The organism is Enterocloster clostridioformis (genome assembly GCF_020297485.1).
GTDB lineage: Bacteria > Bacillota > Clostridia > Lachnospirales > Lachnospiraceae > Enterocloster > Enterocloster clostridioformis.
This window is the reverse complement of record NZ_JAIWZC010000001.1, coordinates 1,081,516-1,095,037: the sequence shown is the minus strand read 5'-3', so window position 1 is coordinate 1,095,037 and position 13,522 is coordinate 1,081,516. Positions and strand designations below refer to the sequence as shown.

The window sequence follows — 13,522 nt, the reverse complement described above, 5'->3', positions numbered from 1 at the left end:
GCATTTTGATAGATTTGTCACAATTATCTCCCATGATGCAGCATTATATGGAGACAAAGAAGGAGTATCCGGACTGTATCCTGTTTTACCGTCTGGGAGACTTCTATGAGATGTTTTTCGATGATGCCCTGACAGTGTCAAAGGAGCTGGAGATAACCCTTACAGGAAAGGACTGCGGCCTTTCTGAGCGGGCTCCCATGTGCGGGGTGCCGTTCCACGCAGTGGACTCCTACCTGTACCGTCTGGTCCAGAAGGGGTATAAGGTCGCCATCGCGGAGCAGATGGAGGATCCCAAGCAGGCCAAGGGCCTGGTGAAGCGGGAGGTAATCCGGGTGGTGACTCCGGGAACCATCACCAGCTCCCAGGTTCTGGATGAGACAAAGAACAATTACCTGATGGGGATTGTATACATGGATGGAATCTACGGCATATCCACGGCAGATATCAGCACCGGGGATTTCATGGTGACTGAGGTGGACTCAGAACGGGAACTGTTTGACGAAATCAACAAATTTTCCCCATCTGAAATCATCTGCAACAATGCCCTTTACATGTCAGGCGTGGATATGGACGAGCTTAAAAACCGCTATCAGGTGGTCATTACCGCCCTGGACAGCCGCTTTTTCGGCGAGGAATCCTGCCGCCGCATCCTGATGGAGCATTTTAAGGTGGGAGCCCTGGTGGGGCTGGGGCTGGAGGACTATGCCACCGGCATCATTGCCGCCGGCGCCGTAATGCAGTATATCTATGAGACCCAGAAAAGTACCTTGGAGCACATTACCACCGTCACCCCCTATTCCACCGGACAGTACATGGTCATTGACACATCCACCAGAAGGAACCTGGAGCTGGTGGAGACCATGCGTGAAAAACAGAAGAGAGGCACTCTTTTGTGGGTTCTGGATAAGACGAAGACAGCCATGGGAGCCAGGCTGCTTCGCGCCTGCATCGAACAGCCGCTGATTCACAGGGACGAAATTATCAGGCGCCAGAACGCGGTGGAAGAGCTGAACATGAACTATATCTCCAGGGAAGAGATATGCGAGTACTTAAATCCCATCTATGATCTGGAGCGTCTGATTGGGCGTATCAGTTATAAGACAGCCAATCCAAGGGATCTGATTGCCTTCAGAAGCTCTCTGGAAATGCTTCCCTATATCAAACAGATATTGGGAGAGTTTAACAGCGAACTTCTGGCAGAGTTTGGCCGGGAACTGGACCCGCTGCAGGATATCTTCCGGCTCATAGGGGACGCCATTGTGGAGGAGCCTCCCATAACGGTCAGGGAAGGCGGCATCATAAAGGACGGCTACAACCAGGAGGCGGACAAGCTGCGCCAGGCCAAGACAGAGGGCAAGAACTGGCTGGCGGAGCTGGAGGCAAAGGAAAAAGAAAAGACAGGCATCAAGACCCTGAAGGTAAAATTCAACAAGGTATTCGGTTACTATTTTGAGGTGACCAACTCCTTTAAGGACCAGGTGCCGGATTACTATATCCGTAAGCAGACCCTGACCAACGCGGAGCGGTTCACCACCGATGAATTAAAACAGCTGGAAGATATTATCATGGGCGCGGAGGAAAAGCTGGTGTCACTGGAGTATGACCTGTTCTGTGAGGTCAGGGACAAAATCGGGGCAGAGGTCATACGCATTCAAAAGACTGCCAAGTCCATAGCTGGAATCGACGTATTCTGCTCCCTGTCCGTGGTGGCTACCCGCCGCAATTATGTGAAGCCCTCCATCAACGACAAGGGCGTAATTCAAATTAAGAACGGCCGCCATCCCGTGGTGGAGCAGATGATGCGGGACGACATGTTTGTGGCCAACGACACCTTCCTGGACAATGGGAAGAACCGGCTGTCCGTTATCACCGGTCCCAACATGGCAGGCAAATCCACCTACATGCGCCAGGTGGCCCTGATTGTACTCATGGCCCAGCTGGGCAGCTTTGTGCCGGCCCAGGAGGCGGATATCGGCATATGCGACCGCATTTTCACCAGGGTGGGGGCTTCCGATGACCTGGCCAGCGGGCAGAGCACCTTCATGGTAGAAATGACAGAGGTGGCCAATATCCTGCGCAACGCCACCAGAAACAGCCTTCTGGTACTGGATGAAATCGGAAGGGGAACCAGCACCTTTGACGGATTATCCATTGCCTGGGCTGTTATTGAACACATAAGCAATTCCAAGCTTTTGGGAGCCAAGACCCTGTTTGCCACCCATTACCATGAGCTGACAGAGCTGGAGGGCACCATAGCGGGGGTAAAGAATTATTGTATCGCGGTAAAGGAGCAGGGGGACGACATCGTATTCCTGCGCAAGATTGTCCGCGGCGGGGCAGATAAGAGTTACGGCATCCAGGTTGCAAAGCTGGCCGGCGTACCGGATTCCGTCATAGCCAGGGCAAAGGAAATCGCGGAAGAATTAAGCGATGCGGACATCACGGCCAGGGCAAAGGAAATCGCGGAAATCAGTTCCAACATAACCCAACACAAGGCGGTGCCGAAGCCGGACGAGGTGGACATGCAGCAGCTGTCCTTCTTTGATACGGTAAAGGATGACGATATCATCCGGGAGCTGGACAGCCTGGAGCTGTCCACCATGACGCCCCTTGACGCAATGAACACTTTGTACCGCCTTCAGACAAAGCTTAAGAACCGCTGGAAGGAGACCGGATGAATTTTCACATACTGACACTGTTCCCTGACATGGTCATGGGAGGCCTGGGAACCAGCATAACGGGGCGGGCCATGGAGAGGGGAACCATATCCGTGGAAGCCATAGACATCAGGGATTATTCAAAAGATAAGCACAGGCATGTGGACGACGCCCCTTACGGCGGCGGCGCGGGCATGGTTATGCAGCCCGGACCTGTGTGCGAGGCTTACGAGGCCCTGTGCGGGCGCATCGGCAGGAAGCCCAGGCTTATCTACATGACGCCCCAGGGCAGGGTGTTCAACCAGACCATAGCAGAGGAGCTGGCAAAGGAGGAGGACCTGGTCTTTCTCTGCGGGCATTACGAAGGAATTGACGAACGCGCCCTGGAGCTGATTGCCACGGACTATCTTTCCGTGGGGGATTATGTCCTCACAGGCGGGGAACTTCCCGCCATGGTCATGATTGACTGTATCTCCCGCCTGGTGCCGGGGGTACTGAACAATGACGCCTCAGCAAAGGAGGAATCCTTCCGTGACAGCCTGTTAGAATACCCCCAGTACACCCGTCCTGAAGTATTCCGCAAAATGGAGGTTCCTGAGGTGCTTTTAAGCGGCCACCATAAAAACATCGAAGAGTGGCGCAGGCAGCAATCCATAAAACGCACCCTGGAACGCCGCCCGGACCTTCTGAAACAGGCCAGCCTGACCATGAAGGAAGTAAAATACCTGGATTCCCTCCGTCAGGAAAAAGGCGACCTGGAAATCCTGGAGGAGCTCCTGGACCAATACGTAAAAGCCCTGGGCGACGAGGCCGCCGCCGGCCGCATCAAACGAAAGGCAATGGCCGGGGCAAAGAAATTGCTGGCAGAGAAGGCTTGTACGGTGGGGGAGCTGGAGGGGTACTATAAAGTGATGGGGTTGCTTGCGGGGGGATGAGGTGGGGGTGAGGCGCATCCGGCCGTGAGAGGAACGGGGGCGGTGCCGGAGGTGACCCTTTCCGCGATGGGACCAAGTCCCTCCGAATCGCTCCAAAGTCACCTCCACCACCGCCCCCGTTCCTCCCCGCCCAGCAACATCCCCCCGCTTCGCCGGAATAAAGAACAGGCCAAGGGTACGGGCAGCCTGTTATCCCAAGCCAGCGCAGCTGGAACAGCTCCGGCCTGCAATTTTTTTAATGAGCGGGGGAGAGTCAGCGGGGAAAAGAAAGAGTGGCCGGAAAAGCGGCGGGAGGAGGCGGGGAGGCTGAGCGAATTTTACTGAGGGCCGCTGTCTCTTAGCCGGGACCGGGAGCGGAGCAGGGGGTGAGGGAGGGCGTACAACGCCCAAGCGAAAGGGAACGCGGAGGCGAACTCATCAAGAGTTCGGCGGAGCTTTCCCGATCCCCCTGCGCAGCTCCCGGTCCCGGCTTAGAGACAGCCCCCGAAGGAACCATGAGTCCAGACTCCCCGCCTCCTCCCGCTGCTTTTCCTCGATCCCCTTCCCCGCGTCCCCACCCCCACGAATATCGTCATCTTGACAATCCCCCAATAATATTGTACAATTCTCTGAAACTATCCACACAAATACATCCATTACAGGCCCCGGCCCATGCTTTCCGGGCTTTTGGGACCGTAAAATATGAAATAATAGGAGTTGATTTTTTTGGCCCCATCGGGTGACAGTATTGCCATACGTGTCGTTATCATTATTATTTTACTGGGACTTTCCGCTTTTTTCTCGTCGTCGGAGACCGCCCTCACAACCGTCAATAAAATCCGTATCAGGACATTGGCAGAAGGGGGAAACAAATCTGCGCAGTGGGTTATGAAACTGTCTGAGAATCAGGGAAGGATGCTCAGCGCCATCTTAATTGGCAACAATGTGGTAAATCTTTCGGCATCTTCCATGCTTACCGTGCTGGTAACGGAAATATTTGGAAATAAAGCCGCTGGAGCCGCGACCGGCGTACTGACGCTTTTAATTTTGATTTTTGGTGAGATAACACCTAAGACAATGGCCACCCTGGAGGCGGAGCGGTATTCCCTGCGGGTCGGCCATATGATTCACATTCTGATGACAGTGCTGACCCCTCTCATTATCCTTATTAACTGGATGTCTCTGATTGTCCTTAAAGCCCTTCATGTGGACCCTGATAAGAAGAACGACGACATTACGGAGGACGAGCTCAGGACCATTGTGGACGTGGGCCATGAAAAGGGCGTCATCGAGTCGGAAGAACGTGAGATGATTAACAATGTGTTTGACCTGGGAGACTCCGTGGCAAAGGATGTCATGGTTCCCAGAATCGATATGGTGTTTGCTGACATTGAGGCTGATTATGACGACCTGATTCAGATATTTAAGGAGGAGCATTATACCAGGCTTCCGGTCTATAAGGAGACAACGGATAATGTGGTGGGCATCATCAATATTAAGGATCTGCTGCTGGTGGAGGACAAGGCGTCCTTCTGTGTGTCGGATTACCTGCGCCAGCCATTTTATACCTTTGAGTCTAAAAAGCTGTCCGAGCTGATGATGGAGATTAAGAAGTCTCCCAACAATATTATCATTGTTCTGGATGAGTACGGCGCCACGGCAGGGCTCATTACCCTGGAGGATATCCTGGAAGAAATCGTGGGCGATATCCGCGATGAGTATGACGAGGATGAGGAAGAGGAACTGGTGGATTTGGGAGACGGCCAGTATCTGGTGGAAGGTTCCATGAAGCTGGATGATCTCAACGGCATTTTGGATTTAGATCTGTCCTCTGAGGACTATGATTCTGTGGGAGGTCTTGTCATTGACCGCCTGGAACACCTGCCTTCCCAGGGCGAAGAGGTGGTGTGCGGCAACGTGCGTCTGGTGGTGGAGCAGGTGGAAAAGAACCGCATTGACAAGGTCCATCTGTATGTCCTTCCTGAGGAGAAAGAGGAGAATATAGAAGGAAGGCGAAACAGCTCATAAAATGCTTGCATTTTGGGACAATATATGCTAGAATAAGTCGTTGTGACAAGAAATAGATGGTCCTCTGTTACTGTGAGTAGTGAATCTGATTTACTGCCGGCGTATTAAGAACATCCAATAGATGAAGGAGGTTCACACGATGAACGATATTATTAAGAACATTGAAGCAGCCCAGTTGAAGGAAAGCGTACCCAGCTTTAACGTTGGCGATACCGTTAAGGTATACAACAAAATTAGAGAGGGAAACCGCGAGAGAATCCAGATTTTCGAGGGAACTGTCATTAAGAGACAGAACGGCGGAGCCAGAGAGACCTTTACCGTAAGGAAGAACTCCAATGGTATCGGCGTTGAGAAGACCTGGCCATTACATTCCCCAAGCGTTGACAACGTAGAGGTTGTACGTAAGGGTAAAGTAAGAAGAGCAAAGCTGAACTACTTAAGAGACAGGGTTGGTAAGGCTGCCAAGGTTAGAGAATTAGTTAAATAATCAGGTAGTGGAAGTGAGAATAGAGTTTGCAGATGCAAACTCTATTTTGTTAAGCAGGCGACATACCCGGAAGCAGTCCGGGAAGTGCCTTAAGAGATAGGTGTGGGTACATGGATTTTTATGTGAATGAGGATACGGCGTGGCTGAGAAAAGCAGTCCGCTGGGCGGTCAATGTGGTGTTGGTCCTGGCCTGTGCCTGGTTCCTGGTCTACAGTTTCTGTACTCAGGTGCCTGTGTCGGGCGGTTCCATGCAGCCAGTTTTAGATGCGGACGACGTGGTCCTGGTGAATCGCCTGATTTATGATGTGGGAAAGCCGGAACGGTTTGATATCGTGGTATTTGAGCGTGAGGACCACAAGAAGAATGTAAAGCGGATCATCGGTCTTCCCGGCGAGACCGTGCAGATTAAGGGCGGTTATATATTCATTGACGGCGAGCTTTTAAATGCCGAGGACGGCCTGGAACAGGTGTCCCTGGCAGGAAGGGCGGACACTCCCATTAAGCTGGAGGACAACGAGTATTTCCTGCTGGGAGATAACAGGGACAGCAGTGAGGACAGCCGTTTCCCCAATATTGGAAATGTAAAAAGAGAACAGATACAGGGCAAGGTCTGGTTCAGGATGTTCCCCCTTCTGAAGCTGGACTTCATTCATTCAAGATAGAACAGGAGTTTACAAATATGAACATTCAGTGGTATCCTGGTCATATGACCAAGGCAAAGCGGGCCATGAAGGAAGATATGAAGCTTATTGACCTGGTAATAGAGCTGGTAGACGCCAGGGTTCCCCTTTCCAGCCGGAACCCGGACATTGATGACCTGGGCGCGGGCAAGGCCAGGATGGTGCTTCTCAACAAATCGGACCTGGCGGACGAGGGGCAGACTGCCCGCTGGGCAGCCTGGTTTGAGGACAAGGGCATTCATGTGGTGAAGATTGATGCCAGGAACAAGGGAACACTTAAGCAGGTGCAGTCCGTAATCCAGGATGCCTGTAAGGAAAAGATAGAGAGGGACCGGCGCAGGGGCATACTCAACCGTCCCATCCGTACCATGGTGGTGGGGATTCCCAATGTGGGTAAGTCCACCTTCATCAATTCCTTCGCGGGAAAGGCCTGCGCCAAGACTGGCAACAAGCCCGGCGTCACCAAGGGAAACCAGTGGATACGCCTGAATAAGACGCTGGAGCTTTTGGACACCCCCGGTATCCTGTGGCCCAGATTTGAGGACCAGCAGGTGGGCCTTAAGCTGGCTCTCATCGGCTCCATCAATGACCAGATTCTCAACAAAGACGAGCTGGCCTGGGAGCTCATACGCTTTTTGAAAAAGCGTTATCCTCAGGTGCTGTCTGAACGGTTTGGCCTGGAGACGGAGGGAAAGGAAGCGGCATTTATCCTGGAGGAAATTGCCAGGGTCCGGGCCTGCCTGTTAAAAGGCGGGGATCTGGATGTGTCCAGGGCGGCAGCCCTGCTTCTGGATGATTTCAGGGCGGGAAAGCTGGGACGGATCACGTTAGAGGAGCCGGAGAATCAAAAGGACAAGGTGGGATGACAATGGCTGCAAGGGTGCTAAAGGGAGAAAAGCTGGAGCAGGAAATGGCCCGTCTGGAGGCCATGGCGGAATACGAGAAGGAATATGACGCATACACTTATATCTGCGGCATTGATGAAGCCGGACGGGGACCTTTGGCAGGACCGGTGGCAGCAGGAGCCGTGGTGCTGCCAAAGGGATGCCGCATCCTGTATCTCAACGATTCCAAGAAGCTGTCGGAGAAACGCCGGGAGGAGCTGTTCCTAGAGATAAAGGAAAAGGCTGTTGCATGGAATGTGGGCCTGGCAACTCCTGCCAGGATTGACGAAATCAATATTCTTCAGGCTACCTATGAGGCCATGAGGGAGGCTGTGAAGGGCCTTGCCGTGAAGCCGGAAATACTTCTCAACGACGCTGTCACCATTCCCGGGCTGGATGCGGTGCAGGTGCCTATTATTAAGGGGGACGCAAAGAGCCTGTCCATAGCGGCGGCCAGCGTCCTGGCAAAGGTCACCAGGGACCATATGATGGCCGGGTATGAGGAACTGTTTCCGGGATATGGATTCGCCAAACACAAGGGATACGGGACGGCGGCCCACATAGCTGCCATCAGGGAGCTTGGTCCCTGCCCCATTCACAGGAGAAGCTTTATCAGAAATATTGTTCAGGCGGATACATAGGAACAGGCGGATACATAGGAACAGGCGGATACATATGAATAAGAGACAGACAGGCAGCCGTTATGAGGAAACAGCGGCTGTTTTTTTAACAAGTAAGGGTTACCGCGTGCTGGAACGGAATTTCCGTTGCCGCCAGGGAGAAATTGATTTGATTTGCCGCCATGGCATATATCTTGTTTTCGCGGAGGTTAAATACCGTTCCGGGCTGTCCATGGGAAGCCCGGCAGAGGCTGTTGACGCAAGGAAGCAGGAGAGGATACGGCGGGCAGCGGCCTTTTATCTGTACAGCCATGGAATGGGCGCAGATGTTCCCTGCCGGTTTGACGTGGTAGGAATTCTGGGCAGTGACATTGAGCTGATACAGGATGCATTTTGAATATAAGGAGGCAATGGTGTTATGGATATAAACTGGAGCTATAAGAACAAGTCTCACGTATTTGACATAAAAGACAGTACGGGCGTTCCCTATCTCTCATTTAAGGCGCTGGATGATACCGGACTGGCGGTCAATGGTTTTTCCACCCGCATGGGCGGAGCCAGCAGGGGAAAGTTCTCCACCATGAATTTCTCTTACAGCAGGGGAGACGCGGCGGAAGATGTGCTGGAAAACTTTACGCGTATGGCAGCTGCCCTGGGAGTGGAGCGGGACCGAATGGTGGTGTCCCACCAGACACATACGGTCAACCTGCGCCGGGTGACACAGGAGGATGCGGGAAAGGGCGTTGTAAGGGAAAGGGATTACAGGGACATCGACGGCCTGATTACCGATGTGCCGGGGCTTACCCTGGTGACCTTTTATGCGGACTGTGTGCCCCTGTACCTTCTGGACCCGGTGAACAGGGCCATCGGGCTCAGCCACTCCGGATGGAGAGGGACGGTTAAACGTATGGGCCAGGTGACGGTGGATGCCATGAAGGAAGCCTTTGGCACAAAGCCGGGGGATCTGATTGCATGTGTGGGCCCCAGCATCTGCCGGGAATGCTTTGAAGTGGGCGGTGAAGTGGTGGAGGAATTCAGGAAAGCCTTTGAGCCGGAATACTGGGAAGAACTCTATTGCCAGGGAAAAAGACCCGGAAAGTACCAGCTGGATTTGTGGAAGGCCAATGAAATCATTTTCCGTGAGGCGGGCATACGTCGGGAGAATATTCATATTACTAATATTTGTACCATGTGCAACAGCGATTACCTCTTTTCTCACAGGAAGGTGGGGGAGGAGCGGGGAAACCTGGCGGCGTTTCTGTGCCTTAGGTAGCATGGCCTGTTCTGGAACAGCGGATGGAGCGCAGCCGGATGTACTGGGACATTATGGGAGGCGGATATTTTGAGACCATGCAGCAGGAACAGCTGGCTGCCATGGAAGTACCGCCGCATGGAACCTGGTGTGACAATCGAGAGAAACAAAAAAATGCACAGTCCCTTTCGGTGGGCATTTCGCTGCCGCGGACCGTGCATTTTTGAATATTGATTTTCCTGTATTAATTCCTCGGTATTGATTCTTCTACATGGATGACAGGGTTTTATACAAGCTTCTGGAAATACTCGTATCCGCCGTTCTGATGCTTCTGGACCAGCTTCTGAATCTTCTCCGTGGGAGAAAGGGAGGCGCTGATGGAGCGGTCATGGTTCATGGAGTTGATGACAGCGGCCAGGTATTTGCTCATGTCGGCTTCCAGATACCACTCTCTGTCAATCAGTTCCTGGGTGCGGTAATTCAGGTTGGTGGTGATGACATAATCCAGATATCCCTGGTGGTAGTACTCGTCAAATTTCTCAAGGCCGTTGGTGAAGAGACCGAAGGTACAGCATACAATGACCTTGTCAGCCTTGTGTTCCTTTAACTCCTTGCAGGTATCCAGCATGCTTTCGCCGGAGGATATCATATCGTCGATGATAAGTACGGTCTTTCCTTCTACGGAAGAACCCAGGAATTCATGGGCCACGATTGGGTTGCGTCCGCCGATTACCTGGGAATAATCCCTGCGCTTATAGAACATACCCATGTCCACACCCAGGTTGTTGGCAAGGTATACGGCGCGGTTCATGGCGCCCTCGTCCGGGCTGATGACCATTAAGTGTTCTTTATCAATACGGATGTTGGAATCATGGAAAAAGAGGGCCTTTACAAACTGATACGTGGGCATGAAATTGTCAAAGCCAATCAGCGGGATGGCGTTCTGTACCCGCGGGTCGTGGGCGTCAAAGGTGATGATGTTTTCCACACCCAAGGCTGCCAGCTCCTCTAAAGCCATGGCGCAGTCCAGGGACTCGCGTTTGCTGCGCTTGTGCTGGCGGCTTTCATATAGGAAGGGCATGACCACATTGACCCTGTGGGCAGTGGCGGAGCAGGCCCCGATAATCCGCTTCAAATCCTGAAAATGGTCGTCCGGCGACATATGGTTGGTATAACCGCTTACCGTATAGGGAATGCTGTAATTCATCACATCCACCATGACAAAAACATCTGTGCCTCTTACGGATTCATTGATGACGGCCTTGCCCTCGCCTGTTCCGAATCTGGGACAGCTGCAGTGAAGCAGATAGGAATCCACGTCATAACCGCGGTAGTGAAGGTCCTCCTTGCGGCGCATCAGTTCCTCTATATCATTGCGCCTGAATTGTACAATATGGTCGTTCACCTTGGCTGCAAGATTCTTACAGCTTTCCAGTGCGGCGATTTTTAAAGGCGCTACGGGAAGGGAATCTTTGAATACAAAATTGTTAGCCATGATAGCTTTGCTCCTTTGAAATCATCATTTGTTTGAAAATATCACATATGATTTATACCATTTCCGTCTGACCGGGTCAAGGGGTTGATATAATTTCGTCAAAAAAAACAAGAAATTTTCAGAAACATTTTTAGAAAATTAACTTTGCATTTACAAAAATAAGTTATATTGCTATGATAGAGGTTAATAAGAAAGTGCTTTACAAGTCAGGTCCGGTATAGTAAAATCAAGCGGATGCGAAGAATTTGTGTTAAAGGATATGGATTCATATGAAACCGGAAAAGAACAGAAAGACCAGCTGCGAGTGCTGCGGCAATTACGTATATGATGAGGAAAATGATTACTATGTCTGTGAAGTGAATCTGGATGAGGATGAGATGGGGCGCTTTTTGAGAGGTACCGTAAACGCATGTCCTTATTACCAGTCCGATGATGAGTACCGGATTGTGCGCAGGCAGATGTGACGTAAGGTCATTAATGAGGAGGTTATAAACATGAGCAAACCAATAGTTGCAATCGTAGGCAGGCCCAATGTGGGAAAGTCTACGTTGTTTAATGTCATAGCAGGAGATACCATTTCCATTGTAAAGGACACGCCGGGCGTGACCAGGGACCGGATTTACGCGGACTGCGAATGGCTGAATATGAATTTCACGCTGATTGACACCGGCGGCATTGAGCCGGATTCCAAGGATATCATCCTGTCCCAGATGCGCGAGCAGGCGGAGATTGCCATTTCCACCGCGGATGTGATTGTTTTTATCGTGGATGTGCGCCAGGGACTGGTGGACGCGGATTCAAAGGTGGCTGATTTGCTGCGCAAGTCCCACAAGCCGGTGGTGCTGGCTGTGAACAAGGTGGACAGCGTTGCCAAGTACGGCAATGACGTCTACGAGTTTTACAATCTGGGAATCGGAGATCCCATCGCTGTGTCGGCTGCTTCACGGCTGGGAATCGGTGATCTGCTGGACGAGGTGGTGAAGCACTTTGACTCGGAGCAGATGGAGGAAGAGGAGGACGAGCGGCCAAGGATTGCCGTGGTAGGCAAGCCGAATGTGGGAAAGTCTTCCATTATAAATAAGCTTCTGGGTGAGAACCGTGTCATTGTGTCGGATATAGCGGGCACCACCAGGGATGCGGTGGATACGGAGGTTATCCATGAAGGCACGCCTTATGTATTCATAGATACGGCCGGCCTGCGCCGCAAGAGCAAGATAAAGGAAGAACTGGAGCGCTACAGCATCATCCGCACCGTGTCCGCTGTGGAACGGGCCGATGTGGTGGTTGTGGTCATAGACGCAACAGAAGGCGTCACGGAGCAGGATGCCAAGATTGCCGGAATCGCCCATGAGAGGGGCAAGGGAATCATTGTGGCCGTAAATAAGTGGGATGCCATCGAGAAAACGGACAAGACCATATATGAATATACCAGGAAAATCAAGGAGATCCTCTCCTTCATCCCTTACGCGGAATTCCTTTTTATATCCGCGGCAACGGGACAGCGTCTCACCAAGCTTTTTGAGATGATTGACGTGGTGCGCCAGAACCAGAACCTGAGGGTGGCCACCGGCGTTCTCAATGAAATCATGACAGAGGCAGTGGCCATGCAGCAGCCGCCTTCAGACAAGGGAAAACGGCTTAAGATTTACTATATGACCCAAGTGGCGGTAAAGCCTCCTACCTTTGTGATCTTTGTCAATGACAAGGAGCTGATGCATTTTTCTTATACCAGGTATCTGGAGAACCAGATCAGAAATGCCTTCGGCTTTAAGGGCACATCCTTAAAATTTCTTGTCAGGGAACGAAGAGGAAAAGAGCAATAAGTGTAAGAAAAGGGGGATTAAGGAGTGGAACAGATTATATGTTTGGTCATGGGATATGTTTTTGGTTTATTCCAGACCGGTTTCATTTACGGCAAGTCCAAGGGAATTGATATACGCCAGCACGGCAGCGGCAATTCGGGGAGTACCAACGCGCTGCGCGTCATGGGAGTAAAGGCAGGTCTCATTGTATTCATGGGTGATTTCCTGAAAACGGTGATACCCTGCTTCCTGGTAAGGATTCTTTTCCGGTCCCAGCCGGGGTATATCTATGTGCTGATACTCTGTACGGGCTTCGGCGTCATATTGGGCCATAATTTTCCTTTTTATCTTAAGTTTAAGGGCGGTAAGGGAATTGCGGCGACAGCAGGGATCATGTTTTCACTGGACTGGCGGCTGACGGCTGTCTGCCTGCTGGTCTTTGTGCTCATCGTGGCAGTGACCAGGTATGTGTCCCTGGGCTCCCTGGTGGTGTCCGCTATTTTCCTGTGCTGGAACATCTATTTCGGCCATTTGGGGGCTTACGGGCTCGTACCCGAGGCCAGACCCCAGTTCTACGCTGTTTCCGCGGTGATAGCGGCCATGGCTTTCTGGAGGCACAGGGCGAATATCGTCAGGCTGGCACAGGGCAGGGAGAACAAGGTAGGCGCTAAGAAAAAGACAGAGTAGTATACAAAGGACAGTA

At 51.9% G+C, this 13,522-nt stretch carries 14 protein-coding genes; 13 read left to right on the top strand and 1 reads right to left on the bottom strand.

The features are described 5' to 3' along the window. Positions 1-32: 32 nt before the first annotated feature. The 10 genes from mutS (at position 33) to LA360_RS05435 (ending at position 9,749) form a co-directional block, all read left to right on the top strand. Entirely contained in the window at positions 33-2,678 is a 2,646-nt protein-coding gene (mutS, locus tag LA360_RS05480; RefSeq protein WP_057571638.1) for a DNA mismatch repair protein MutS, read from the top strand. Beyond that, complete coding sequence (gene trmD / locus LA360_RS05475; RefSeq protein WP_022201588.1) at positions 2,675-3,592, top strand: tRNA (guanosine(37)-N1)-methyltransferase TrmD; 918 nt, start codon at positions 2,675-2,677, stop codon at positions 3,590-3,592. Before mutS ends, trmD begins: the two co-directional genes overlap by 4 nt. Positions 3,593-4,297: 705 nt before the next feature. Further along, entirely contained in the window at positions 4,298-5,599 is a 1,302-nt protein-coding gene (locus LA360_RS05470) for an HlyC/CorC family transporter (protein WP_022202016.1), read from the top strand. A gap of 139 nt (positions 5,600-5,738) precedes the next feature. Further along, entirely contained in the window at positions 5,739-6,086 is a 348-nt protein-coding gene (rplS, locus tag LA360_RS05465; RefSeq protein WP_002583611.1) for a 50S ribosomal protein L19, read from the top strand. Between the two features lie 110 nt (positions 6,087-6,196). Beyond that, on the top strand, positions 6,197-6,748 hold the full coding sequence (gene lepB, locus LA360_RS05460; protein WP_022202015.1) for a signal peptidase I: 552 nt from the start codon (positions 6,197-6,199) through the stop codon (positions 6,746-6,748). Positions 6,749-6,765: 17 nt separating this feature from the next. Further along, positions 6,766-7,632: a ribosome biogenesis GTPase YlqF gene (gene ylqF, locus LA360_RS05455; protein ID WP_022202014.1), complete on the top strand. Its 867-nt coding sequence runs from the start codon at positions 6,766-6,768 to the stop codon at positions 7,630-7,632. 2 nt (positions 7,633-7,634) lie between these two features. Continuing rightward, positions 7,635-8,291: a ribonuclease HII gene (locus LA360_RS05450; RefSeq protein WP_022202013.1), complete on the top strand. Its 657-nt coding sequence runs from the start codon at positions 7,635-7,637 to the stop codon at positions 8,289-8,291. A 34-nt stretch (positions 8,292-8,325) separates the two neighbouring features. Continuing rightward, the gene (locus tag LA360_RS05445) at positions 8,326-8,667 is read left to right on the top strand and encodes a YraN family protein (RefSeq protein ID WP_022202012.1); all 342 of its coding nucleotides are present in this window, start codon (positions 8,326-8,328) and stop codon (positions 8,665-8,667) included. A gap of 21 nt (positions 8,668-8,688) precedes the next feature. Continuing rightward, positions 8,689-9,543 carry a peptidoglycan editing factor PgeF gene (gene pgeF / locus LA360_RS05440; protein ID WP_022202011.1) on the top strand — a complete coding sequence of 285 codons (855 nt, stop codon included), beginning with the start codon at positions 8,689-8,691 and terminating at the stop codon, positions 9,541-9,543. A gap of 23 nt (positions 9,544-9,566) precedes the next feature. Then, the gene (locus tag LA360_RS05435) at positions 9,567-9,749 is read left to right on the top strand and encodes a hypothetical protein (protein ID WP_225537330.1); all 183 of its coding nucleotides are present in this window, start codon (positions 9,567-9,569) and stop codon (positions 9,747-9,749) included. A 59-nt stretch (positions 9,750-9,808) separates the two neighbouring features. Here LA360_RS05435 and LA360_RS05430 read toward each other — a convergent pair whose 3' ends face one another. Further along, positions 9,809-11,017 carry a ribose-phosphate pyrophosphokinase gene (locus tag LA360_RS05430; RefSeq protein WP_022202009.1) on the bottom strand — a complete coding sequence of 403 codons (1,209 nt, stop codon included), beginning with the start codon at positions 11,015-11,017 and terminating at the stop codon, positions 9,809-9,811. 269 nt (positions 11,018-11,286) lie between these two features. Here LA360_RS05430 and LA360_RS05425 point away from each other — a divergent pair, with 269 nt between their 5' ends. From LA360_RS05425 to plsY, 3 genes are read left to right on the top strand one after another with little or no spacing between them, the layout of a single operon-like run. Next, positions 11,287-11,481, top strand: a complete 195-nt coding sequence (locus LA360_RS05425) for a DUF6472 family protein (protein WP_022202008.1) — start codon at positions 11,287-11,289, stop codon at positions 11,479-11,481. A gap of 30 nt (positions 11,482-11,511) precedes the next feature. Continuing rightward, a complete protein-coding gene (gene der / locus LA360_RS05420; RefSeq protein WP_057571635.1) occupies positions 11,512-12,840 on the top strand; it encodes a ribosome biogenesis GTPase Der in 1,329 nt (442 codons plus the stop codon). Positions 12,841-12,864: 24 nt separating this feature from the next. After that, positions 12,865-13,506, top strand: coding sequence for a glycerol-3-phosphate 1-O-acyltransferase PlsY (gene plsY, locus LA360_RS05415; RefSeq protein WP_022202006.1), 642 nt, complete (start codon positions 12,865-12,867; stop codon positions 13,504-13,506). The last annotated feature ends 16 nt before the right edge of the window (positions 13,507-13,522 follow it).

What these genes read in the sequence shown, in the direction of transcription:
- trmD (WP_022201588.1), top strand. Translation starts at nt 2,675, where the DNA reads ATGAATTTTCACATACTGACACTGTTCCCTGACATGGTCATGGGAGGC.
- rplS (WP_002583611.1), top strand. Translation starts at nt 5,739, where the DNA reads ATGAACGATATTATTAAGAACATTGAAGCAGCCCAGTTGAAGGAAAGC.
- mutS (WP_057571638.1), top strand. Translation starts at nt 33, where the DNA reads ATGATGCAGCATTATATGGAGACAAAGAAGGAGTATCCGGACTGTATC.
- pgeF (WP_022202011.1), top strand. Translation starts at nt 8,689, where the DNA reads ATGGATATAAACTGGAGCTATAAGAACAAGTCTCACGTATTTGACATA.
- LA360_RS05445 (WP_022202012.1), top strand. Translation starts at nt 8,326, where the DNA reads ATGAATAAGAGACAGACAGGCAGCCGTTATGAGGAAACAGCGGCTGTT.
- der (WP_057571635.1), top strand. Translation starts at nt 11,512, where the DNA reads ATGAGCAAACCAATAGTTGCAATCGTAGGCAGGCCCAATGTGGGAAAG.
- lepB (WP_022202015.1), top strand. Translation starts at nt 6,197, where the DNA reads ATGGATTTTTATGTGAATGAGGATACGGCGTGGCTGAGAAAAGCAGTC.
- LA360_RS05430 (WP_022202009.1), bottom strand. Translation starts at nt 11,017, where the DNA reads ATGGCTAACAATTTTGTATTCAAAGATTCCCTTCCCGTAGCGCCTTTA.
- LA360_RS05425 (WP_022202008.1), top strand. Translation starts at nt 11,287, where the DNA reads ATGAAACCGGAAAAGAACAGAAAGACCAGCTGCGAGTGCTGCGGCAAT.
- LA360_RS05435 (WP_225537330.1), top strand. Translation starts at nt 9,567, where the DNA reads ATGGAGCGCAGCCGGATGTACTGGGACATTATGGGAGGCGGATATTTT.
- ylqF (WP_022202014.1), top strand. Translation starts at nt 6,766, where the DNA reads ATGAACATTCAGTGGTATCCTGGTCATATGACCAAGGCAAAGCGGGCC.
- LA360_RS05450 (WP_022202013.1), top strand. Translation starts at nt 7,635, where the DNA reads ATGGCTGCAAGGGTGCTAAAGGGAGAAAAGCTGGAGCAGGAAATGGCC.